The sequence below is a fragment of the Rhodanobacter lindaniclasticus genome, from assembly GCF_004799035.1.
Classification (GTDB): Bacteria; Pseudomonadota; Gammaproteobacteria; order Xanthomonadales; family Rhodanobacteraceae; genus Rhodanobacter; species Rhodanobacter lindaniclasticus.
Genome location: NZ_MWIO01000008.1, coordinates 1 through 21,760, shown reverse-complemented (window position 1 = coordinate 21,760; position 21,760 = coordinate 1). Strand labels below are relative to the sequence as shown.

The following is a 21,760-nucleotide window of genomic DNA, read 5'->3' as shown; positions in this document are numbered from 1 at the left end:
GCATATCCCGTCCACCACCAACTACCCGGGACATCGCATGAAACGTCTGCAAGACAAGGTCGCCCTGATCACCGGCGGCAACAGCGGCATCGGCTTGGCGACCGCGGAACGGTTTGCCGCCGAGGGTGCGCAGGTCATCGTGACCGCGCGACGGCAGGACCTGCTCGACGACGCGGTCCGGCGCATCGGGCATGGTGCCTTGGGCATCCGTGGCGACGTCGCGGACCCCGGACACCACGCCACCGTGGCGGACAACATCCGCGACCGTTTCGGTGCGCTCGACATCTACGTGGCGAACGCGGGCGTCAACACGATAACGCCCAGTGCGCAGGTGACGCCGGAAGAGTTCGATGCCCAGTTCAACGTCAACGCACGCGGCGTGTTCTTTGGCGTGCAGCAGATCGCGCCCATCGTTCGCGACGGCGGAAGCATCGTGTTGACCAGCTCGCTCGCCGCCACCAGGGCACTGGACGGCCATGCCGTCTACGCCGGCTCCAAGGCGGCCATCCGGGCGTTTGCACGCCACTGGGCGCTCGAGTTCAAGGCCCGGAAGATCCGCGTCAACGTGCTCAGCCCCGGGCCGGTGGATACCTCGATCCTGGAAAAGATGGGCATCCCCGAAGCGGAGCGGCCCGGCTTCGTCAGGGCGATGGCCAACATGATCCCGGCCGGCCGTTTCGGCGAAGCGGACGAGCTGGCGCTGGCCGCACTTTACCTGGCATCGGACGAGAGCCGCTTCGTCAACGGCGTCGAGCTGCTCGTCGACGGCGGCATGTCGCTGAACTGATCCATCCACCCCGAACACAAGGCAGGAAACATCATGACAACCTCGCAGCACACGACCCCGCGCAACCCGGAGATCCTCGACTTCATCGAGCGGCTGGCCGACACCGGCAGCCACTATCGCATGGAGGAAATGGAGGACCTCTACGTGGATGACCTCGGCTTTCTCGTGCTCACCCCCGAGGGAGACATCGCGCGTTTCTCGAAGGCGGAAATGCTGGGCGAGTTCAGGAGCCGCCGCGACGCCGGCGAACCGCCTCTGTCGACCGAAAAGCGCGTCCTGCATGTCGAAGAGCAGGGCGACCACGCGACTGCCGTGCTGTATCGGCGGATGAGCGATCAGGCCGACCCGGCACTTTACGAACTGCGCCTGCGCAAGGTCGCCGGCGCGTGGAAGGTTGCCGGTGAGACGGTCATGCCGTGGCCGGACCTGGCCACCGCCAGGGGATTCCTGCCGCCGCGCACGAAGTAGGCAGCAGGCAAGCCGGCGCTCGCGCGGTCCGGGCGAGCGCACCCCGCGATTCCGGATCACGCATGCGGCGAGGTTCCGCATGGCCTGCACCTTGCTGCCCGGATGTCGCTCAGGGCTCTAGCGAAACCACGCACTCGATCCCCGCGCGCGCCATCTTCGCGTACGGGCAAAGGCGCTCGGTATTGCGCACCAGCTCGGCGGCGATCGCCCGGTCGACACCGGGAAGATGGATGCGGATGTCCGCCGACAGCATGAACAAGCCATCGACCGGATCCCTGCCGAAGGTGACCCTGGCCACGACCTCGGCATCGGGGATCGGTACGCTCGCGCGTGCGGCAAGCAGGCTCAACGCACCGTGGAAGCAGCCGGCAAAGGCGGCGGCGAACAACTGCTCCGGGTTGGTCCCGCCACCGGAGCCGCCCAGTTCCGCAGGCATGCGCAGCTGCACGTCGAGCATGCCGTCGTCGGAGCGGGCCACGCCGGATGCGCGGCCGTGCTTCGCTTCGCCGCCGTTGACGCGGACGGTTCCGGTATAGAGCGGCAGAAATTCCGTTCCGAAATGCTTGTCGAGCAGGGAAACGGGCGGGGGTTGCGGCTTGACCATGGACGAAGCTCGTGTAGTGGTGCGGATGGTGGGCGGGTGGGATGCGCGGAGAAGCCCGGACAGGCGCCAGCGGCGGCCGGTCCGGACTTCTGGTGATGCACATGGTTTGCGGCGGACCGCCGGTCAGTGCGCAGCTGCGTGGCCAGTCGTTGCGCCTGGCGCGACTGCCAGACGGTCGGCGTAGGCCGAACGGCTGAGCCAGGCATGGAAATCCAGCTTGCCGATGCGCGCCGCATCGGTGGGCAGCAAGGTGTCCTGCTCCAGGCGGGCGCCGAAGTACGGGGCGGCGGGATCCGCGACGACCTGTCGTGGGTCACCGATGGCGGCGAGGAAGCGCTGGACCCATTCCGCCAAAGGCGCCTTGTCCGGTCCGGCGATCTCCACCACGTCATTGCGCGGTTTGCCGCGGGCGTAGTCGGTCACCGCATCGGCCACGTCATCGGAGGCGATCGGCTGCATCAGGCCGGTCGAGAGGTGGATCTCCCGATCGCCCGCGCCCTCGTTGGCGATGCCGTTCAGGAACTCGAAGAACTGGGTGGAGCGCACGATGGTGCAGGGAATGCCGGATGCGCGCACCAGCGCCTCCTGGGCCATCTTGGCGCGGATGTAGCCGCTGGTCGAGAACGCCGGGCGGCCGGTGCCCACTACCGACAAGGCCACATGGTGCTGCACGCCTGCCTTGTGTTCCGCGGCGAACAGGTTGCGTCCGGAGGTCTCGAAGAAGTCGAGCACGGCCCGGTCCTCGAACGAGGGCGAGTTGGCCAGGTCGATCACCGTGTGCACGCCGCTCATGGCGGCGTCGAGACCTTCCCCGGTAATCGTGTTGACCCCGGACGATGGCGCGGCGGCAATCACTTCGTGGCCGTGTTTGCGCAGGCGCTCCACCACCTTGCTTCCGATCAGTCCGGTGCCGCCAATGACGATGATTTTCATGATGAGTCTCTTGTCCTGACCGCGCATCGAGCGCCTTGTCGCCATCCTAGGGGCCCTGCACGGTTGCCCGATAGATGGCGCATCGGCAGCAGCATGTTTCCCCGAACGCACCAATCGCCGACGTGGGCCAAGCCGTCGGGCGCGGGCATGGCCACCGCCGGTCGAGCCGATTCCGTGTGCACTAGTCGCTTCATTGATGCGCCGAAAGCAACACCGAGAGTCTGCCGGGGCGACTACCGGTCGCGGCAGGCCGCGCCTAGGCTGAAATCCGTCACGCCGTTGCGTGCAAGCGGCGCCTCAGCCGATCTGGGGACAACAGCAAATTCAAAGAGGACAGAACCGTGACCCAACGCATCGATTACCAGAAACAGGCCCCGGAGCTCTTCCGCGGGCTGGTTGCCGTGAACAACCTGGTCAAGCAGTCCAGCATCGAGGAATCCATCTGCGACCTGGTCGACATCCGCGCATCGCAGATCAACGGGTGCGGCTTCTGCGTGGACATGCACGTCAAGCAGGCGGTGATGCACGGCGAACGGCCGCTGCGCCTGCACCACCTTGCCATCTGGCGCGAGTCGACCCTGTTCTCGCCCCGCGAACGCGCTGCACTGGCGTGGACCGAGGCGCTCACGCAACTGTCGCCGCAGGGCGTCTCCGACGAGGTCTACGAGCGCGTGCGCACGCAGTTGTCGGAGAAGGAGATCACCGACCTGACTTATGCGGTGATGGCGATCAATGCCTGGAACCGCATCAACGTGGGTTTCAGAAGCGTTCCCGGATCGTTCGACAAGGCGCTCGGCCTCGACAAGGCCGGCCTGGCCTGACCCGCATGCGACGCGCCAGCGGCCTGTCTGTTGCCGCGTCGCCTTCGACAACAACCGTCAACTGCAAGGAGACAACCATGCGCGCAATCAAGACTCTGGGGCTGCTTGGCCTGCTCGTGTCCGGCGCGGGCCTCGCACATTCGCCGGCGCCGACGCACGGCCCCGCGCACCCGCCTTCCGCCGAGGTCACCGCCTTGATGACCAAGGCGCTTCCCGACTATCCGGGCAAGCAGGCCGAGATGATCACGGTCACCTATCCGCCCGGCTCCGTCGATCCGGTGCACCGCCACAATGCCCATGCGTTCGTCTACGTGCTCGAGGGCTCGATCGTGATGGGGCTGAACGGCGGCAAGGAGGTGACCCTGACGCCCGGGCAGACGTTCTACGAAGGCCCGAACGACATCCATACCGTCGGGCGCAATGCCAGCCTCACCAAGCCGGCCAAGTTCGTGGTCGTGCTGCTGAAGAACGAGAACGCACCCGTATTGACCCCGGTGGATTGACCTGGCCGGGCAGGGAAAGAGGCGGCCGCATGCGGCCGCCTCAGCGTGCCACGTGGGAGGATGCGGTCGGTTCCGGCGATAGCGACGGGACGACGTGGAACACCAAGAAGACATCGACTACCTGCTTCGGCACCGTGCCCATCGGCATTTCGAAACGACCGTTGACCCGATTGCCGGCGGCATCCTCCAGGGTGCCGTGCACGGCGAGCCGGTACGTCCCCGGTTGCCATGGCCCGGCCGGGACGAAGGCCCAGGCGGTTTCGCCGTTCTCCAGCTTCGCATGGCCTTCCACCAGGCGATCACGGCGGTCGACCACGGCAAGGTAATCCGCGTCGCGACCGTCGATCGGGGCATCCAGCTTCACGCGCACCGGTTGCCGGGATGCGGCGGACACGGTGGACAGTCGCCACGCGGACGGCGCCGGCCCGTGCGCATCCACGGGCCCGACGTGCCAGCGCTTGACGGGCAGCTTGTCGTTTCGGGGCGCACCGCCATGTCCTCGACGGACACCCTGGCGCCACCGACCTGTTTCGAAAGCAGGGTTTCCAGGTCCAGGATGTTGAACGCCGTGCCGGCCGGCTTGGGCGGCGCCGGCGGAAGTTCGATCGCGTGGATCTTCGCTTCCTTCCAGTCGGCGAAGAAGAGGATGTTGCCGGGCCCGGCAGCGAGGCGGGAGATCGATTCAACGTGGGCCGCGCAGGCCGCGACGGGCAGGGCCAGCAGGCAGGTGATGGCAATGAGCTGGGGACGCATGATGATTCCTCGCTGCGGTGATGAGGCGGACCGGGTGCAGGTGCTCCCGTTGAAAGCATCGGCGAGGCCGCGCCGCGGCGGCAGCCGTGCGGGGCGAATCATCGCGGTGATGACGGCGCACCGATGTGGCGTTGCGGGATTGCCATCCGAGACACGGGGTGTCTCGCCGTTTCCTCAGTGCCCGGGTGGAAGCCGGTCCGGTACCGGCCTGGTCTTCTCGTGGCCGAAACGCGTGTAGAACCACAGGAAGACGAAGTAGCCGAAATAGCCCAGCACCATCAGGCGTCCGAACGCATTGTCCCAGGTGGTGACATCCGCATGCGGGAACCACGCCTGGATGAGTTCGGCAATCACGCCTGCGCCGCTCAATCCCAGGCCGAGGAAGGAACAGGCGAGCACCACCAGGGCCACCCGGAAACCGCGACCCCGATAGCGCACCGAGCGGACCTCGCCCCGATCGATCCAGGGCAGCAGCGGGAGCAGCACGATGGCGCTGAACATGCCGAGCACGCCCCAGAACGCCGTGCCGAGGAACGAGGGGATCATGCGCACGATCGCGTAGAACGGCGTGAAGTACCAGCTCGGCTTGATGTGCGAGGGCGTGGCCAGGTTGTTGGCCGGGATGAAATTGTCGTGTTCGAGAAACCAGCCGCCCATGGTCGGTGCGAAGAACACGATGAAAGCCGCGACGATCAGGAAGAAGGAGACGCTCAGGATGTCCTCCACCGTGTCGTAGGGATGGAACGGGATGGTGTCGACCGGCACGTTCGGGCCCCAGCGATTGCCCTTGGGACCGTGCTTGACGTCGATGCCCTCCGGATTGCTCGAACCCACCTCGTGCAGCGCGGCGATGTGCAGCACCACCAGCAACAGCAGCGCGATGGGTATCGCGATGACATGCAGGGCGAAGAATCGGTTGAGCGTGGCATCGCCTGGGAGGAAATCGCCCATGATCCACTGCACCAGCGAATCACCGATGAAAGGCACCGTGCCGAACAGCGACACGATCACCTTGGCGCCCCAGAACGACATGTTGCCCCACGGCAGCACATAGCCCATGAAGGCTTCGGCCATCAAGGCCAGGAAGATGATCGAGCCGAGTATCCAGACCAGCTCGCGCGGTTTCTTGTACGAGCCGTACATGATGCCGCGGAACATGTGCAGGTACACGGTGACGAAGAACAGCGATGCACCGGTGGAATGCATGTAGCGGATCAGCCAGCCCCATTCCACGTCGCGCATGATGTACTGCACCGAGTCGAACGCATGCGCCACGCTGGGGTTGTAGTTCATGGCCAGGAAGATCCCGGTCACGATCTGGTTGGCCAGCAGCACGATGTTCAGCACGCCGAAGTAGTACCAGAGGTTGAGATTCCTCGGCACGTAGTACTCGCTCATGTGCTTGCGGTACATGGCCTGCAGGCCGGGCGCCCGCTCATCGATCCAGTCCGCTATACGGGTGATGACGTTCATGGTGGCAATGCCTCCCTGGTGACGGGAATGCTGGATGCGCGCGGCGACTGGCGGTAGATCCGTCACAGGCTTCGCCGTGTTGCCGGTCGGGCAACAATTGCCGACGAATGCTGCTGCGTTTCCCGTTCAGGCGATGCCATCGAGCAGATCCCAGAGGCCGTCCTCGTCGCCTTCGGCCAGCAGGTCGTAGGGGATCCTTCCCCCGCTGGCGCGCTGGGGAGCGCACATCCAGTGGGCGGCACGCTGCCTGCTGCCGATGTACTCCCTGACCTCGTTGGCGAGCTCGGGATGGCGGGTCTCGAGGGCTTCGAACGCGCTGGACACCAGCGCTTCGCGCAGCTCGGCCAGCCGCGCGAGCTCGCCGGCGACGTTCTGGAATTTCGTGGTCGCTGTACGCATCGCTCTTTCCGTTTCGTGAGTGGAGTGATGGTGGACGGGGCGCATGATCAGTCGCGCGCGCCGCTGCGCACGGAGCGGAGAAAGGAAATGACCGCATCCGTACGCCCGAGCGCCACCAGCTGCTCCGCGGTGAGGTATCCCAATTCCGCGATAGGCACTTGTCGGTACCAGTGCTTCATCGCCTGAGGATCGGGCTCGATGCCGGCGGCTTCCCGCAACACCGCCAGGGTCGTCGGGATCAGGTTGAAGATGGTGCTGTAGCTGCTGTCGCCAACGGGTGCGATCAGCCGGTCCGCCGGGTCGGCGTGGTAGGCCGCGTCGACCAGCGAGCGAAGCGAAGGGGCGGCCCGGCGACGGGCCGAGGTGGCTGTGGTCATGGTGGCGACCTCCTGCAGGGAACGGGGATCAAGGTCGTCCGGACTTCCAGACGTCCAATCGGTGCGGCCAGGTTTGTCACGGGCTGCACGCTGTTCATGGCGGCAGACGCACGCCGAGCAGAAGCATGGTTTCCCCGCAGTCGGGCTGGATCACGCTCGTTGCTCCTTGGCGCAGGTTCGCGGGCAACGCGATGGCGGAGGCCTCGCGTCGGGGTTCGGCAAAGCGGTTCATGCTTCCTGCCCACGGCGTCGTCGTGTGGCTGATTGGCTATCCGCGGGGACACCGCACCAAGGTGGGTTGTCCCGTGCACGAACGGGTGGAAAGTGCACGACCCGTTACAGCCGCCTCGACGATCTGACACCCGTCATCTCCGTTGCCGTGGGGAGGAAGCGGATTCGATTTTTCATCGCCGAGGCTGGCCGCGGTAGATCCGTGCGGGGCTGCATCGTGTTGTCGCGGCGACAACAAGCACGTGCAGCGCCACTGTTGCCGGCCGTACAACACGGTGGTCAGCGTGCGCCGTCTACTTGTCCCGCCGCGGCGTACTTACCATGCGACCTCCGTGCCGGAGTTCACGCCGCGTAGATCATCGACGCGCAGCGGGCGGCGCCATCCGAGGGCATCACGCATGAGTCCACAGTTCCCCGGTCCGACACACGACAAGCCGCGCGACCGCCAGGCACGGCCGGCGCCAGTCCCCGCCGTGGACGCGATCCGCGATCGCTGCCTTGCCATGGTCTCGCACGAACTGAAGCAGCCACTGTCGGTGCTCCTGCTGAACCTCGGTCGGCTGCTGGAGAAAATGGCCGAGCCGGATGTCGAGGGTGCGGTGGAGCTCGGCCACGCGATGCGCCATTCCATCCGCCGGCAGGCCCGCATCATCGACGACCTGTTCGACCTCTCGCGCATGCGCATCGGCAAGCTTCGGCTGGATCCGGAAATGGTGGATCTCGACGAGGTGGTCCATGCAGTCGCCGCGGACGTGGCCATCGGGGCGCCGGATCGCGATCTGCGCGTCGACGTCGACACATCGGTCCGGCACTGGTGCAAGGCCGACCGGGTTCGGCTGGAACAGATGCTGTCGAACCTGCTGGACAACGCGGTGAAATTCAGCGGGCAGGGCGGTTGCATCCAGGTGCGGGTCGCCAGCGTCGACGGGTTCGCCACGGTTTCGGTGACCGATGACGGCTGCGGAATCTCCGCGGAGTTCCTCCCGCATGTGTTCCGGATGTTCGGGCAGGAACGGAGTGGAGGCCAGGGCGGCCATCCGGGCATGGGCATCGGCCTGGCGCTGGTGCAGGAGCTGGCGAAAGCCCACGGCGGCAAGGTGGAGGCGCAGTCGCAAGGGCCGGGAAGCGGCGCGAGTTTCACGCTGTGGCTCCCGATGCCGAGCTCCGCCACCGGCACGCTTCCGATCCCGCCGCGCGGCGCAAATGCACTGCCCATGTCCACGCCTGGGTCATGACGCGGATGCGGACGGGCTGCCCGCCCGACGGGTCAACAAGGAGTGCCCGCCGCGCGGCAACGACGCGGCTGGCACTCCCGGTGCTCTTCGGTCTTCCCGGGGCATCGCCCCGACCTCCGACCTCCGCGACTGCGTGGGCCGAAGGAGGGGGCGTCGACAGGCTCAGCTGCGGAAGAAAGCCAGCAGGTCGCGGTTGATCACGTCCGGATGGACGGCAAACATGCCGTGCGGATAGCCCGGGTAGACCTTCAGGGTGGCGTGCTTGAGCAGTTTCGCCGACAACGGCGCGGAGTCGGCGATCGGCACGATCTGGTCGTCGTCGCCGTGCATCACCAGGGTGGGCACATCGATGGCCTTGAGATCCTCGGTGAAGTCGGTTTCCGAGAAGGCCTTGATACCGTCGTAGTGCGCCTTGGCTGCGCCCATCATGCCCTGGCGCCACCAGTTGTCGACGCAGCCCTGGATGGTCTTCACGCCCGGGCGGTTGAAACCGTAGAACGGTCCCGAGGCGAGGTCGCGATAGAACTGCGAGCGGTTGCTGGCCAGCGCAGCGCGCAGGCCGTCGAACACTTCCCTCGGCAGGCCGCCGGGGTTGGCGGCCGTCTTCAGCATCAGTGGCGGCACGGCGTTCATCAGCACCAGTTTGGCGACGCGGCCGGCGCCGTGGCGAGCGACGTAACGCGTTGCTTCGCCGCCGCCGGTGGAGTGACCGACATGGATGGCGTCATGCAGGTCGAGGTGCTCGACCACCGCCGCGGCGTCGGCCGCGTAATGATCCATGTCGTGGCCGGTAATGCCCTGCGACGAGCGGCCGTGGCCGCGACGGTCGTGCGCGATGACGCGATAGCCGTGATCGAGGAAGAACAGTATCTGCGTATCCCAGTCATCGCTGGACAGGGGCCAGCCGTGGTGGAAGACGATGGGCTGGCCGGAGCCCCAGTCCTTGAAGAAGATTTCGGTGCCGTCCTTCGTGGTGATCGAGTTCATGTCGTGGTTTCTCTGTCGGATGGGTCGGTGATCGCTCGGGGCTGCCCGGGCCATGGACATCGGCAGGGGCAGGGTGGTCGCCGCCGCGGCGAGCAGGCCCGCAACCATCAGTTGCCGGCGGCGCGGATCGATGGGTGCGATGTCGTCCGGGTCTTGCATCGGGATACTCCTCTGTGGATGGACGCCCATGCCATCGGGGCCCACGCAAGGCTAGGCGTGGGCCCGGCAAGCCGGTAGAGAGGCGCGGGTGTCCATCGTGTTGCTGGAAGCTCACCAATCACGCCGCGAATGACGTTTCGGGCATGGCATGCCTGACCGGCATGCGCCGACGTTGCCGGGATTCCCCGCATGAAGAAGAGCTGCGGCCACCCGCCTCGCGATCTTGCCGGCAGCAGAAAGTGACGAGCACCGGGGCGGCATGGGACGGCGCGGGCCACTGGTGCATGCACGGAACCACTGCCGTTACCGTCGTGGCTCTACCGGGGTACACCCCGGCTGCCTAGCATCGGGGCACGCAAGCCGAGGAGGCAGACATGAACATCGTCGTCATGGGCGGCAGGGGATTGGTGGGGCGCAACATCGTGGAGCGATTGCGCCGCCAGGGTCACGCCGTGTCGGCCGCCTCCCGGGCCAGCGGCGTCGACCTGATCACCGGCAGGGGGCTGGCGGAGAGCCTGGTCGGCGCTGACGTGGTGGTCGACGTCACCAATTCGCCAACCTTCGACGACATGGCCTCCTTCGAATTTTTCAGGACCGCCATCATCAATCTCCTCGCTGCCGAAAAGCGCGCCGGGGTAAAGCTCCACGTGTCGCTTTCGGTGGTTGGAACCGGCCGTCTGGACGCAAGCCCGTATCTTCGGGGGAAGTCGCTGCAGGAACGCCTGATCGCGGCATCGGGCATTCCGTTCACCATCGTTCACGCGACCCAGTTCTTCGAGTTCCTGCTGGACATCGTCAACTACGCCGTTCGCGGGCAAACCATCAATCTCTCGCCGGCCTTCATCGAACCGGTGGCTTCGGATGATGTCGCGGCGACGATCGCCCGGGTCGCTGTCGACGCGCCTCTCAATGGATCGCTGGAGATCGCGGGTCCGGAGCGAGCGCGCATGTCCGAACTCATCCAGCGATTCGTCCTCGACATAGAGGCACCCTACGAAGTGAGGACCAAGGCCGACGCAACCTATTTCGGTGCGGTGCTGGACGAGTCCGTGCTCCTTCCTCATGCAGACGCGGAACGGGGCACACTGGGATTCGAGGCCTGGCGGGATCTGTCCGAATACGCTCGTGCCGACTGGTAGGGGCTCCGAAACCCGGGATCTAATTTCGCATAATGTATAGCCTTACCGCGCCTGCTCGCCATTATCTCGCCCCCGTCGCTTCGTCATTATTCCGGGGATTTTCCGGGGTGGCAAACTGTGCATTTTCTGGCGGGTTTTTTTCGGCCCCGCCGGCACCGATCGACGGCCGGTAGGCGTCGATTCTGTCCAGCAGGTAGTCCGTGATCCCGGCGACCGCTTCCGGGTCCAGGTCACAGTCCGGCTTCGCCTTTTCCCGGTTGAGACGGTCCAGAAGTTCACGGTACGCGCTGAGCAGCGTCTTACTGCGATAGGGCTTGTCGTCACGCTCGATCATGTCATCATCCCTTGGGGCTTCGGCCCCGGTTGTGTGGTACCCGAGGCCCCCGCATTCGCTCGCCAGCGTCGGGGGCCTCACTTCGTCAGGCGCCCGGTTTCCCGTGGCACCGCTTGAACTTCTGGCCGCTGCCGCAGGGGCAGGGCTGGTTCGCGCCAACCTTCGTGATCGGTCGCATCGGGCTACCTCCCGATGCCCCGGGAAGGGCCGCAGACGCGCGCGCAGGCTCCGCCTTGGCCTGTGGCCCCACCTTGGCAGGAAGGGCCGCAGGCTTCGGCTTGCGGGCGTCCAGGTAGTCGCGCAGGGCGACGGCGCACAGCGCGTTGAGCGAGACGCCCAGGCCGTCCGCGTAGGCCGTGGCTTCCGCCTTGAGCGGGTCAGGGAGCCGCAGGGTGGTCGACCTGGCCATCACGCCACCCCCTTGCAGGATGGCTCTTGCCGTGGCGTCAGAGTGACGTCAGATTGCAGGCCGTTCAGTTTGTTACCTCCCCTGTTAGCACACGGGAGGTCCGCCGAGCCGTGAGGCAGGGCGGACGAATGGCATACTGGCGCGGTTTGTTCCATATTGCAAGCCCCCAGAGTGCCGCCGAGAAAGGCGGCTTCGTGGTGGCATTGTGGCGTCACTTTGGCGCCACGTCCACTGCCGCCGCACTGATCCGCCGTCGCTCCACGATCCCCCAGCTGGCCAGCCGCCCCGGCGGTCCCGCCGGCGGCGCCTGCGGCTGTACCGGCGGCGGGCTGCGCCGGGGCGGCGCGGGACGCTGGAAAGGTCGAAAGAGCGGTTCGGCGGGACAGCGGCGGCGCCATCGTGGGCGGCGGGGCAGGTGCGGCCGGGGTGGACACCGCGGCATCGACAGCCACGCGGCCGGCCTGAGAGACGCCCTCCCGGGCTCGCAGGGGCTGCGCCCCCACACCCCCGGACCTGGCCCGCTGGTAGCTCTCGCGGAACAGGGCGGCTTGCGTCACGGTCAGCCACAGCTGGCGCATGTCGCGCTCGCGGAAGGTGCGTCCGTCCGGTGAATGCAGGCCCAGCCGGTTGATCGTCCAGCCTTCCCACTCCTCGAACAGCCCGCCCAGCTGGCCGGACCGGACGAGCCGCAGCAGCCGCACCGCCGACCACGGCACCCGGTTGCGGCCGGCGTCCCAATGCCGGATGGTGCGCACCGAGACGCCCAGGTATTCCGCCGCCCGCAGTCGGCTCAACAGGCACGAATGGCGCAGGTGGATGCGGCCAAGAAACTTAGGCCGCAGTAACTACTTGAAAAACTTAGAAACACGTGTCGGACTATCGCTGTGCTTGGTACCAGACCGTGCCAGGAAAGTTATGCCAGCGCGCGCTCGTGCCAAGAGACTTATACAACGCGCGCCGGCATGCCAAGAAATTTATGCAATGGAACTCAATCGACCAAAAAACTTTGGCCGCTGAGTTGACCAAGGCGGCTAGCTTTCGCGAAACAGCTTGAGTGACCTCATCGCAGGTGTCGCTCCGCGAAGGTCCGACGTGCTCCGATCGATGACAAATGCGCTTCGCCACCCGCCAGTAGTCCGGATTTGCTCTACGGTAGCTCCAGCACGCGCCAAATCCATGGCACCCCCAACGCGGGGAGAGTAGGCAGTGAAGTACCCAATGAGGCCAGCCGCCTGAGCCCGTCGACGAAAGATGCGGCTGATCTCTTGCGATCTAAGAGCCAGTGACGAGGCGTCTTTCGGTCCCTTACGCCGTCCCCCGATTGGCCTAGCAAGCGGGCCGTGCAGAATACCCGCCGCTTCGCACCAACGAAGGACTCGCCTCAGGGTATCCGGCGAGATCCATCGCGTATCGGAGTAGGCAAATGCCGAACCGTTTTCAGGTATGAAGCAAACTTGGCCACTCCCGTCGGCGGATTCGATGATGTGCTCCCGGCAAAGCTCGACCAGTTCCGATGGCTTGAAGAGCGTGTCGAGAGCCAGAGCCAGCAATGCACCGTCGCGAAGTTCGTGCAGAGAGTCGCCGAGGGTAGCCAAGACCTTAGCGACGTTGACCGCATTCAATTCGTCGGCTTGCGAACGTTCAGTCTGTCCATTGAGCTCAAGCTTCGCCATGAGTTGATCCCAACGAGGCTTCCACGATCGCTGCTTTGACGGAGGGATGAATCCTCGGGCTTCATGCGCTTGCCCTACGCTGTAGAGGAGGCGCCTGATCGTGGAGACTTTAAGGCCTTCGTCGATCGCATCCTCCAACCAAGCCGCAACTTGGTCCTCGGAAGCTGGGATCGGCGTCACCTCCATCCGCTGGCACCACGAACAGTACCTCGCTAGGTCTGACTCAATAGCGACGCGTGTCCGTTCGCTGTGGCTATCCAGATGTTCATAGAGAGTCATAGGTGGTTCCTTGCGTGGTGGTTACAGGAAGCTGGTAGCCGATACGGATATGCAGCGTAGGGTCGAACGAAACCAGCGCGATCGGCTGGCCAAGAATCAGTGCGAAGTGGGGCTCCTCACGCCCGGATCGGATGTACTCGACTGTGGTGCGAATGTTGTCGATGGCACAAAGCGAAGTCAGATACGAAAGGGCATGCGCAAGCACCTTCGCTGACCGCGACTGCATCGCCCACAATGTGAGCTCATCCATCGGTGTTAGCCAATCCGCGCCCGTGGTTGCTTCCGGCGATGCATAGACAGCAAGTAGCAACTGCCGTCCGACACTTTTTGCGCTGGCGACCGATGCGTTGACGGCAGCTGCAGGAACCCGATCCGGGTCGATTGTCAGGATTGGAAAGCCAAGCACAGAGATGTTCGCCGAGCTCACCTCAATAGTGGTCGCCGAGAAGTTCAGCGCATCGAGCTGGCGTCGGGCATCCAATCCGTACGCTACGACCTGATCGCAGTGCTCCTTGAGGACAGGACAGGGGAGGCCTGGTCGCAAGAAGGTTGGCTGCCACCACGTTCGCAGGATCGCTCCGACTTCCTCGTTGCTTGTCGCATGCCCGATAGAGTGTTCGTCGAACCCAGACCGTGCGAATGGAGAGGAGGCGCAAAGCTCGTCGCTGCCCCGAGGAAAGGCATTTTGTGAGACAAACCTGTAGTCCTCCCTCTTATAGAGGCGACCCGCGGGAAGAAGGCGAGTCGTCTTTCTTGTTCGACCCGTAGAGTTGAGATACTCGTGAATCGCGCGAGTCACCTGATCCTTCGGCCACTGATGCATGCCGAGTAGCGCTTTGTTGCGTTGGTAGTGATCAATCCCACAAGGACAGTGAAGAAGTCGGAAGTCGGCACTGCGCCCCTTGTGCGGTAGCAATGAGCGCCCACACGTACAATTTTTAACAAGGCCGTCTCCGTGCCACGGACAGGTCGCGATCCACGGCAACTGGTGGAGCATGGTGTGGAATCCATACGCAAGACACTGGCGGCAGCCACGCAGAAAGTCTGCGTGAGCCTCGGATTTGTCGCTAAAGGGATGCCAGTCCTCCCAATGGTGCGGAAGAAGGTCATGCTCCCGACCCCAAAGCGATGCCTCCCAGCCGTCCATCTCTTTCCATGGAACGATTCCGCCGCAGAGCCCTGCTTGAATCGTGGAAGTTGTCTTGAGCACTTCGGGCAATTGCGTCAGCCAAAGGCCATTGAGCCGTGAAAGTCTGTAGGCGCGCCCAAAAGAGGAGATGTAGGGGACCTGTGCAAGATCGCCACCGATAAGCCTTTGGATCTTGGTAAGTGCCGCAATGTGTCTATTCATCCGCGCAACTGCCTCGCGCGAGAGAATTCCAATTTCAAGTAGCCAGCGCGCGTGATGGCCTCCTTGATGCTTTCGTAGGAGAACTCTCGAAAGGCCTCTTGGCCACCTGCGATATGAACCAGCAAGCGCTTGACGGCCAGTTCAAGAATCATCATCGGGAAGTCACTCTGGCCGTTTAGATTGGCCTCCTTTCGGATCTCGTCGACGGCCTTCACGAATTTCTGTGCATCACTGGCGAAGCGCCATCCCTTTTCGTACGCCTGAGGCGCGAAGTACGCGCTAAACGGGACACCCTCGTGTTCCATGGCGTCGTAGCGACCCAGCGCTTCCGCAATTTCAGCAATGCCGACCAAGCCACGAAAGGTGTGATCCGCCATAAAGAAACGGCGGACAACGTGCGGCGGCATGTCATCGATCTGGCAGCGCCGGTTATCCTTTTCAGCCGATGAGTCATCCGACTGGTTGACGAACACGCAGAAGAGCCGATACCCGTCCAGGCTTACGCCGTCGTCTATATTGGCGAGGTACTCATAGTCATCCTTGCTCAATCGCTGGGCTTCGTCGATGAACAGGACGAATCGGCGGGCGGCCATCTGCTCGCACTCGGCTGAGATCCGGTCGACGATGTGAGAGAGGCGATCAATCGCTGCGGCCCGTGGATGGGACGTAAGGTTGAGCGCTCCTTGGATCACCTTATAAAAGACATTGTCCGATCCGTTACTCCGCCGCGGCATGCTCACCCACGCGGTCGGCGTGGGCTGCTTGAGCCAACTGGGGTGCGAGCGAAGGTAGCGGGACGCGGTGGATTTTCCGTCTCCGGACCGCCCGGCCACTTGAATGCCTCGGTAGCCATCCTCCAGCGCGATCAAAATCGCCTCGGCCAGGAGAATCGCCGGCCGGGTGGCGACTTCGGGACGCCCTTCATCTTTGAACATGGGATGCGTGCTCATGGATCAGTCCTTCACGTGGTCAAAGGAAACGCGGCCAGTGAGCGGCGTCTCCGTGGAGGGTTTCACGTCTTGAGGAGCGGCTGGGTCGGAAAACGACACGGTTATCGCCCCACTGGTGGTGAGTTGCATCAGGCGAGCGATCTGATCAGCGGCGTTCGCGCGGCCTTCTTGGCAGCTCTTGAGCGTGAAGGCTGCGTAGGCGGAAATCGCGCTGTGCACGCCCCGGATTTCCAGTTCGCCACTCCGGCTCAGCTTGAGAATGCGACGGCGCGTGGTGATGTCGTGGCGATGGATGTTCCAAGGCGACGACGCGGTCAATGTGCACACGTGATTGAGCGATTTGTCGACGAGCACCAGCGTGCGCAAATCTTCGAGATCGATCTGGGCTTTGTAGTTACTACCCAACAGGTCCCAGTTCTTGTCGAGAGTAGGGTGGCGATAAACGACACCCATAAAACGCACATGGACGGGTTTATTGTGGCGCTGGGAGCCGCGAAACCTGACGGTACGAATTTCAGAGGTCAGTGCCTTGGCATCCAGTTCGTTGTGCGGCGGTGACGGCCAGAAATGCGGGGTATTGGGGTAGTTGAGAAGGATGTCGATCGGACTGCGATTTTGCCGAGCGGGCAACGGCGTGATGTTGTAGCTGGTCATGATCACGTCCATGACGTCTTCCAGTGCCTGGAAAGAGATGGGGTGATCTGTGCTTCGCCATTCGGATACGGGCGTGGCCTTTTTCCCGAGGTGACGTGTCGGGATGTAGCCTCCGGGCAAATCGCGGAGTGCACCAATTTCCAGGCGGTTGAAGAAGTGCTCGACCGCGGGCCTCCCCTCCGGCGTGTGCGGTTTGCCCAAGTGCAAGATGCCGTCGTAATTGCCCACCCATGCTTCGAGGGGCAGGCTCGCCTTATGCGCCAAGGCGTTGTCCATCGCCGTGACCCGGCCACTCATGGCCCCGAACTCTAGGTTCTGCGGCATGGTCGCACCCGGCTCGTAGTTCAAATCGGGAACACAAAGCGCCCTTGGAGTCCACGGGCGCAGGGAGGATGCATAACATTGAGCGACATCGAGAGCGGTGTATCCGCGCCCGAAGACGATCTTCCACGCCAACACAGCGGAGGAGTCGACCTCAACGACAACCAGAACCCAGACTTTCGAAATCTTGAGCTTGATGGGTTCCCCGCGTGCGTTGGGCACTTCCAGCATGAAGTGCACATCTTTGCAGTGGGCATCAAATTCACAGCGGTCGTACGGTTGGCGATGAAACAGTTGGCTGAGCGACTGGATCTTGGGCTCAGGCAAAGTCGTTGCGTCGAGGTTGCCGGCAACGAGCGCGTCTTTGCGCATGCCCCTGATGTAGCGAGCAAACGCCCGTCTTCCCTTGTCTTTCTGGCCCAGCGGCCAACAGTTGTTGCCGAAGCGTTTCGAGACGATTCCGCGAATCTCTCGCATCAACCGGCAGAACGAGGGCGGCAGTCGTCCGGGCGGCAGGGGCGCAATGAAAGCGCCGGTCAGATCCCGGACTTCGGGGAGTACTTTTAACAGGGACTTGAGCGCATAGGGCGCACCCTGGGTTGGAACGGAAGCAACCATCTCCGAGGTTTGGCGCGCACCCCAGGGCAGGCACGCCCGATAGCCGTACAGTCCTCCATCTGGGGAGACCGAAAAGGCCTTCGCGATCACGCTGGTGAGTGTCACTCGGTTGACCCCGTGGTCTATCGCCGCGTGACGCACCGAGGCGCCGAGTATGTAGGCCTGCAAGGCATCGCAGCGCGACTGGAATTGCGCCTGATGGCGATCGAGGACGAGCCTTTGATCCGGACGCTTCCAATGGAGCGCATCCGCCATTTGTGCAGCGGAGACGTCAGTAGCCATCATTCGCCCCCCGCGTCAGGCGACTGTGGCTGCTGAGCGGCAACTCCTTCTGAAACCCCAGCCAACCCTCGTGCAGCAAGGTGCACGTAGCCATACGCACTACATCTGCCGGGATTTGGCTCAACGACCCTTCAATTTGCTGGAAGGAGAGTGAGGTCACGACCGGAGAGAACAGCTCCTTCACCCTCCCAGCAATGGAGGGAACCTCGGCACGGCGTCGCGCTGCTTGGATGTGGGGTAGAAGGCGCAGGTAATTGGCGATGGATTGCGCTCGATGCTGCAGGTCGTGCTCAAAGACGAAACGTAGTGAAAGGCCTGCTCGATGGGCGGCCTGATCCCAAACGGTGGCGTCCTTGGGCTGGAGGCCGTCCTGGACACGTTCGCATTCCTCGATGCCTTGGACTGCCCAAAAGGTTTCGCGGCCGTCGGTCCCGAGTGTCCAAAAGTCGAGTTCCACGGTACGGCCTGAATACAGCTCGAGGCTGCGTGGTCGCTCGACCACGGCTTCCGCCGCCGGGTCAAACTCGTTTTTGAGAAAAAAGGCCAGGCGGGTAATGCCGACAAGCGAGACGGCACGTGCGGCCTTTGGCGAATAGGTGATGTACACATCCTCATTGCTGAGTTCGCTTGCGGTGAGGGCCCGCGGATCGAATGGAAGGACAGCCGATGACATGAATTTTCTCCAAGTGAATGCGTCGACCCTGCCGGTGATGGCAGATCGATTGAGTGCAGGCTGAGGTGTTAGGCGCGTCCCAGACACGAGCGCCCGCTGGGCAATGAGCCCAGTCATGGAAGGCGTCGGTGGTGGGGTGCGCGCTTTAGCGCAGCGAGGACTAGCCGCTACGACGAAGGATCGGTGGGCGCCACGGAGCGCGTCGCGGCAGTTGGGTAGGCCGACGATGTGTAGATGCGTGGAGTTCTTGCGGCACGAATTTTCCCAATGGGTGAGTCAACTTCCTGGTTCGAAACCAGGCAGCGGGGAGCCGCGGCCGCCCAAGAAAGGGCGCCCGTTGCTTGACTAGGGAGGGGATCGCACATTAAATTGCAGGCAAGTCGTGTACCAGCAAAATCAAAGTCCGTAGCGTTGGCGCGCTGTGGGCTTTTTTGTGCGCGCGGGATTGGCGGCTAAATCGACTAGGCATCCATCGGATGGGACCTCCTGCATCTACGGGGCGGGTAGAAACCCAACCAAGGCGCTTGAGCTAAGGACTTCGGGGGTTGGGACGGTTAGTCAGGCTGGTTTGACTGCTTGCGCGCCTCTTCGAGCGAAGCTAAATATTCCGCGACCGCCTCGGCGGTTGCGAACCATCCTCGCCGTCCCGTCATCTTGACGAGCTGCACAGGCAACTGACCACGGCTATTTGATTTGCGGATGGCGCCAACGCTGGAGTACCTCAGCACCACGGCCAAGTCTGTCAGTGTCAGTACGTCACCGAATCGGGTGCGGAGATCCGCTTCGCGCTCTGTCTGAGTGGCCATCTATGCAATGTCTTCTGCAGTCTTGGTAGGGCGTGCTTGGTCACACGTCGGCCCAACGGTAGGGCTTGCTAGTGCTCGGATCGAGACCCGTGATTTGGTGTGCATCGCGCATTGCAAAACATTGGTCTAGACTTCACGACACTTCAGTGATATTGGCGCGCAGGCGCGATGAGGACAGAACTACGCATCCTGGCAACCCGACTTTGGGTGCGGCACGCTTGGCAGGCGTCAGGTGACACCAAGATAGACGCGTTCATCGACCGATTCGACGCCTACGCATCACCTCAAAGTGGCGATGGCTTGAAGCGAACACTATTGAGCGAGTGGAGGCGCGGAAAGCGGTATGTGAGCGAGACCTGGGTCAATCGATTCGAGCAGGCGATTCCTGGGACGAAGTGGGTCCACGCAGTCGGGACGTTGTTAACGCCGAACCGTCTGAGCGCCAACGCTGCTCGAGGTACGGTCTCACCATTTTTCGTGACGGAGCCCAACAACGAGAGACGATGGATCATGCTCTACGATGGTGCACCTTCGCCGACGGAATGGGAGGATTCTGCGGCACTCGCCCTGCGTGGTGACTTTTTCGGCTTCATCGCGATATTGGCGCTGGTTCGAGAAGCGTTCGCTTGTCTCGACTACGATCGCCTTTGTCAGCACCTGGCGGCTCTGTACGCGCTACTACCGTCTATTGCTCGGATTGATTGGGTGCGCCCTGATGTGGGCCTGCTCATCCAGTGCATCGAAAGCATGATGGCTAAGGATATCTATTGGCTCCCAGCGCGTGTCGAGATCGATTGGCAAGAATTTTCGTGAAGAAGTCGAGTATCCCCGGCGCTGGGCTTGCGATCCGCCGTGGATAGTTTCGAAGCGCGGCGATAGGCTCGAAAACGCGCCGAATCGACTATGACGCCGTCCGGTGCCCCTCTTCGGAGGGGTGTTGTCCTTGGCGGACTACGTCAGCCCACAGAAGAACGAGGTGCAACAAAACAAAACGCCGCAGCGCACATCTTTTCTCGACCGGTTGTTGAATGGCAAGTAGGCCTAAGGGAGAGCACTTACGCGTGTTCAATGGCCTGTAGAAGCCTATCTTGCTCAGTGGCATCCAGCGCGCTGAAGGCACGGATCATTCGAGCAAGCCGTTCGTTGTCGGCGTAGAGATACGCCAGCGGCACGCCAAGCGCTTTCGCCAGGCGCTTCGCCGTCGCTTGATCCGGGGCATGGACGTCCTGCTCGTATCGGTTGATGCGTGTGCTAGCCACGAAAGGGTCCAGACCGGCGAGGATGCCCAGATCCTTCTGGGATAGACCGGCATCCTGACGCGCTTGCCTCAGCCGCTTGCTGAAGATGGATGACGGTTCGCTTTGGCGCGACATGGAATTCTCGTGGAAGATAGCCGCTACGAGATTCGTTGCTTTGCCGCGTCACCGATACTACGATATTCGTAGTTTTGTTGATAGCCTCAGCGTTTGGCCACCCTACGACCGATAGGAAACCAGTCCATGCTCCTGCAACTGGTGTTCGAAGATCAGTGGTCCATCCCCGTGCCGATGGACGATCGGCTCGGGGAGGCGCTTGGCGTGCAGCGTGAGCGGGCCTGCCACGACGAGTTCGACCTCGCATTTGTTGAGCGCTTGTCAGAATGTTTTGCGAATTCGCTCGCAGCATGCCTTGATCCCGACCTGCAGCTGCCGACCGACAGCCAGGTGAAGTACGCGATGGACATCGCTCGCGAGTTGGGTGTGTCTTTACCTGCCGACGCGCTACGCTTCCGCGGTGCGGCGCACGACTTCATTGACCGCTTCGAGGACGTCTTTCGCGCGAACCGCGAAAGACGCCGGCGCTTGACGAGCCCACCCGGCGGGTAGCTTCGTCGGAATGATCTGCCAATACGGCGTCGAACAATTCGTAGGGTGCCGATCGCACCCGTCGCCGACGCGAACCAACTTTCGTCGAACGTCGCATGCCCAAGATAGCCAGATCACCACTTGACGCGTTGCTTGAAGCGGCGAGGGCCGCCTCGAATCCCACGGATATCATGGATGCCGAACAGCGCTTCTATAAGGCACTGATGGAGGCCACGGTGTATGCGCACGTTCCCACCGGACCTACGCCGCCCGATCGCATCCGGTTCGTTCAGTTCATCAGGCCCGACAACGGACAGACGGTGTTGCCGTTTTTCAGTGATCGGGAACAAGCAGAGGTAGTGGCAGCCGCAGGCAAGGTCATAATCGTGGCCATGGCCGGGCGGCGGCTCTTTGAGCTGACTCGCGGCGCAACCCTGATACTCAACCCTAACCGAGATCAGCTCACGTTCTATCCGCCGGAGATCGGCGCTCTCCTGGAAGGCCGCCCGCTTGGCGTCTTTTCTAGGGAAACGCTGGGGACGAATGAGCAGGTCGGAGTGTGCCTACCATCCGTGCCGACGGATGCCTTGGTGCTGGCGCTCCGCGGTCTCTACGAGCGTGAGCCCTCCGTGCGAGCCGCCTATCTGGTGGAAGCCCACCGCGGGTCGGACGATTCAGGGTTCTACCCCGATTCTGC

The 21,760-nt window shown here is 63.2% G+C and carries 28 protein-coding genes; 10 read left to right on the top strand and 18 right to left on the bottom strand.

Annotated elements, in window-relative coordinates; all coding sequences use genetic code 11:
• The first annotated feature begins 37 nt into the window (after positions 1-37).
• Positions 38-787 carry an SDR family NAD(P)-dependent oxidoreductase gene (locus B1991_RS02365; protein WP_136257110.1) on the top strand — a complete coding sequence of 250 codons (750 nt, stop codon included), beginning with the start codon at positions 38-40 and terminating at the stop codon, positions 785-787.
• A 33-nt stretch (positions 788-820) separates the two neighbouring features.
• Entirely contained in the window at positions 821-1,255 is a 435-nt protein-coding gene (locus tag B1991_RS02360) for a hypothetical protein (protein WP_136257109.1), read from the top strand.
• Positions 1,256-1,364: 109 nt separating this feature from the next.
• On the opposite strand, the gene B1991_RS02355 is transcribed toward B1991_RS02360, so the two are convergent.
• Together B1991_RS02355 and B1991_RS02350 are read right to left on the bottom strand one after the other, a co-directional pair.
• Complete coding sequence (locus tag B1991_RS02355) at positions 1,365-1,859, bottom strand: Ohr family peroxiredoxin (RefSeq protein ID WP_136257108.1); 495 nt, start codon at positions 1,857-1,859, stop codon at positions 1,365-1,367.
• A gap of 123 nt (positions 1,860-1,982) precedes the next feature.
• Positions 1,983-2,792 (bottom strand): SDR family oxidoreductase, encoded by an 810-nt coding sequence (locus tag B1991_RS02350; protein WP_136257107.1) that lies wholly within the window; start codon positions 2,790-2,792, stop codon positions 1,983-1,985.
• Between the two features lie 341 nt (positions 2,793-3,133).
• On the opposite strand from B1991_RS02350, the gene B1991_RS02345 reads away from it, so the two are divergent.
• Positions 3,134-3,613 (top strand): carboxymuconolactone decarboxylase family protein, encoded by a 480-nt coding sequence (locus B1991_RS02345; RefSeq protein WP_136257106.1) that lies wholly within the window; start codon positions 3,134-3,136, stop codon positions 3,611-3,613.
• 77 nt (positions 3,614-3,690) lie between these two features.
• Positions 3,691-4,116, top strand: a complete 426-nt coding sequence (locus tag B1991_RS02340; protein WP_136257105.1) for a cupin domain-containing protein — start codon at positions 3,691-3,693, stop codon at positions 4,114-4,116.
• 40 nt (positions 4,117-4,156) lie between these two features.
• Here B1991_RS02340 and B1991_RS02335 read toward each other — a convergent pair whose 3' ends face one another.
• The 6 genes from B1991_RS02335 to B1991_RS18580 all read right to left on the bottom strand — a co-directional run bounded on the left by B1991_RS02335 (position 4,157) and on the right by B1991_RS18580 (position 7,350).
• Positions 4,157-4,486, bottom strand: a complete 330-nt coding sequence (locus B1991_RS02335; protein ID WP_136257104.1) for a hypothetical protein — start codon at positions 4,484-4,486, stop codon at positions 4,157-4,159.
• Positions 4,477-4,869: a hypothetical protein gene (locus B1991_RS02330; protein WP_136257103.1), complete on the bottom strand. Its 393-nt coding sequence runs from the start codon at positions 4,867-4,869 to the stop codon at positions 4,477-4,479. The genes B1991_RS02335 and B1991_RS02330 overlap by 10 nt, the downstream gene beginning before the upstream one ends.
• 174 nt (positions 4,870-5,043) lie before the next feature.
• Entirely contained in the window at positions 5,044-6,342 is a 1,299-nt protein-coding gene (locus B1991_RS02325; RefSeq protein WP_136257102.1) for a cytochrome b, read from the bottom strand.
• A gap of 126 nt (positions 6,343-6,468) precedes the next feature.
• The gene (locus B1991_RS02320) at positions 6,469-6,741 is read right to left on the bottom strand and encodes an antitoxin Xre/MbcA/ParS toxin-binding domain-containing protein (protein ID WP_136257101.1); all 273 of its coding nucleotides are present in this window, start codon (positions 6,739-6,741) and stop codon (positions 6,469-6,471) included.
• 47 nt (positions 6,742-6,788) lie between these two features.
• Positions 6,789-7,118 (bottom strand): hypothetical protein, encoded by a 330-nt coding sequence (locus B1991_RS02315; protein WP_136257100.1) that lies wholly within the window; start codon positions 7,116-7,118, stop codon positions 6,789-6,791.
• 94 nt (positions 7,119-7,212) lie between these two features.
• Positions 7,213-7,350, bottom strand: coding sequence for a hypothetical protein (locus tag B1991_RS18580; protein ID WP_168709561.1), 138 nt, complete (start codon positions 7,348-7,350; stop codon positions 7,213-7,215).
• Positions 7,351-7,822: 472 nt separating this feature from the next.
• On the opposite strand from B1991_RS18580, the gene B1991_RS02310 reads away from it, so the two are divergent.
• Positions 7,823-8,584 (top strand): sensor histidine kinase, encoded by a 762-nt coding sequence (locus tag B1991_RS02310; protein WP_168709560.1) that lies wholly within the window; start codon positions 7,823-7,825, stop codon positions 8,582-8,584.
• 162 nt (positions 8,585-8,746) lie between these two features.
• On the opposite strand, the gene B1991_RS02305 is transcribed toward B1991_RS02310, so the two are convergent.
• Positions 8,747-9,571 carry an alpha/beta fold hydrolase gene (locus B1991_RS02305; RefSeq protein WP_210772078.1) on the bottom strand — a complete coding sequence of 275 codons (825 nt, stop codon included), beginning with the start codon at positions 9,569-9,571 and terminating at the stop codon, positions 8,747-8,749.
• Positions 9,572-10,104: 533 nt separating this feature from the next.
• On the opposite strand from B1991_RS02305, the gene B1991_RS02300 reads away from it, so the two are divergent.
• On the top strand, positions 10,105-10,869 hold the full coding sequence (locus tag B1991_RS02300; RefSeq protein ID WP_136257097.1) for an SDR family oxidoreductase: 765 nt from the start codon (positions 10,105-10,107) through the stop codon (positions 10,867-10,869).
• Positions 10,870-10,930: 61 nt separating this feature from the next.
• On the opposite strand, the gene B1991_RS02295 is transcribed toward B1991_RS02300, so the two are convergent.
• From B1991_RS02295 to B1991_RS02285, 3 genes are all read right to left on the bottom strand, one after another.
• Positions 10,931-11,203, bottom strand: a complete 273-nt coding sequence (locus tag B1991_RS02295) for a ParB N-terminal domain-containing protein (RefSeq protein WP_136257096.1) — start codon at positions 11,201-11,203, stop codon at positions 10,931-10,933.
• A gap of 85 nt (positions 11,204-11,288) precedes the next feature.
• Positions 11,289-11,612, bottom strand: coding sequence for an SEC-C metal-binding domain-containing protein (locus B1991_RS02290; protein WP_136257095.1), 324 nt, complete (start codon positions 11,610-11,612; stop codon positions 11,289-11,291).
• Entirely contained in the window at positions 11,612-12,409 is a 798-nt protein-coding gene (locus tag B1991_RS02285) for a VC1465 family Xer recombination activation factor (RefSeq protein WP_281280518.1), read from the bottom strand. The genes B1991_RS02290 and B1991_RS02285 overlap by 1 nt, the downstream gene beginning before the upstream one ends.
• A gap of 657 nt (positions 12,410-13,066) precedes the next feature.
• On the opposite strand from B1991_RS02285, the gene B1991_RS02280 reads away from it, so the two are divergent.
• Positions 13,067-13,324: a hypothetical protein gene (locus tag B1991_RS02280; RefSeq protein ID WP_136257093.1), complete on the top strand. Its 258-nt coding sequence runs from the start codon at positions 13,067-13,069 to the stop codon at positions 13,322-13,324.
• A gap of 226 nt (positions 13,325-13,550) precedes the next feature.
• Here B1991_RS02280 and B1991_RS02275 read toward each other — a convergent pair whose 3' ends face one another.
• The 5 genes from B1991_RS02275 to B1991_RS02255 form a co-directional block, all read right to left on the bottom strand.
• Positions 13,551-14,915, bottom strand: coding sequence for a hypothetical protein (locus tag B1991_RS02275; RefSeq protein WP_136257092.1), 1,365 nt, complete (start codon positions 14,913-14,915; stop codon positions 13,551-13,553).
• Positions 14,912-15,865, bottom strand: coding sequence for an AAA family ATPase (locus B1991_RS02270; protein WP_136257091.1), 954 nt, complete (start codon positions 15,863-15,865; stop codon positions 14,912-14,914). The genes B1991_RS02275 and B1991_RS02270 overlap by 4 nt, the downstream gene beginning before the upstream one ends.
• A 3-nt stretch (positions 15,866-15,868) precedes the next feature.
• The gene (locus B1991_RS02265; RefSeq protein ID WP_136257090.1) at positions 15,869-17,740 is read right to left on the bottom strand and encodes a hypothetical protein; all 1,872 of its coding nucleotides are present in this window, start codon (positions 17,738-17,740) and stop codon (positions 15,869-15,871) included.
• The gene (locus B1991_RS02260) at positions 17,730-18,413 is read right to left on the bottom strand and encodes a hypothetical protein (protein ID WP_136257089.1); all 684 of its coding nucleotides are present in this window, start codon (positions 18,411-18,413) and stop codon (positions 17,730-17,732) included. The genes B1991_RS02265 and B1991_RS02260 overlap by 11 nt, the downstream gene beginning before the upstream one ends.
• A gap of 554 nt (positions 18,414-18,967) precedes the next feature.
• Positions 18,968-19,219, bottom strand: a complete 252-nt coding sequence (locus B1991_RS02255) for a hypothetical protein (protein WP_136257088.1) — start codon at positions 19,217-19,219, stop codon at positions 18,968-18,970.
• Positions 19,220-19,564: 345 nt separating this feature from the next.
• Between B1991_RS02255 and B1991_RS02250 the strand changes: the two genes are divergently transcribed.
• A complete protein-coding gene (locus tag B1991_RS02250; protein ID WP_136257087.1) occupies positions 19,565-20,032 on the top strand; it encodes a hypothetical protein in 468 nt (155 codons plus the stop codon).
• 242 nt (positions 20,033-20,274) lie between these two features.
• On the opposite strand, the gene B1991_RS02245 is transcribed toward B1991_RS02250, so the two are convergent.
• The gene (locus B1991_RS02245) at positions 20,275-20,592 is read right to left on the bottom strand and encodes a helix-turn-helix domain-containing protein (protein ID WP_136257086.1); all 318 of its coding nucleotides are present in this window, start codon (positions 20,590-20,592) and stop codon (positions 20,275-20,277) included.
• A 126-nt stretch (positions 20,593-20,718) separates the two neighbouring features.
• Here B1991_RS02245 and B1991_RS02240 point away from each other — a divergent pair, with 126 nt between their 5' ends.
• Together B1991_RS02240 and B1991_RS02235 are read left to right on the top strand one after the other, a co-directional pair.
• Complete coding sequence (locus tag B1991_RS02240) at positions 20,719-21,084, top strand: hypothetical protein (protein WP_136257085.1); 366 nt, start codon at positions 20,719-20,721, stop codon at positions 21,082-21,084.
• Positions 21,085-21,179: 95 nt separating this feature from the next.
• Positions 21,180-21,760: SseB family protein (locus tag B1991_RS02235; RefSeq protein ID WP_136257084.1), on the top strand; the 581-nt coding region annotated here is incomplete at its 3' end.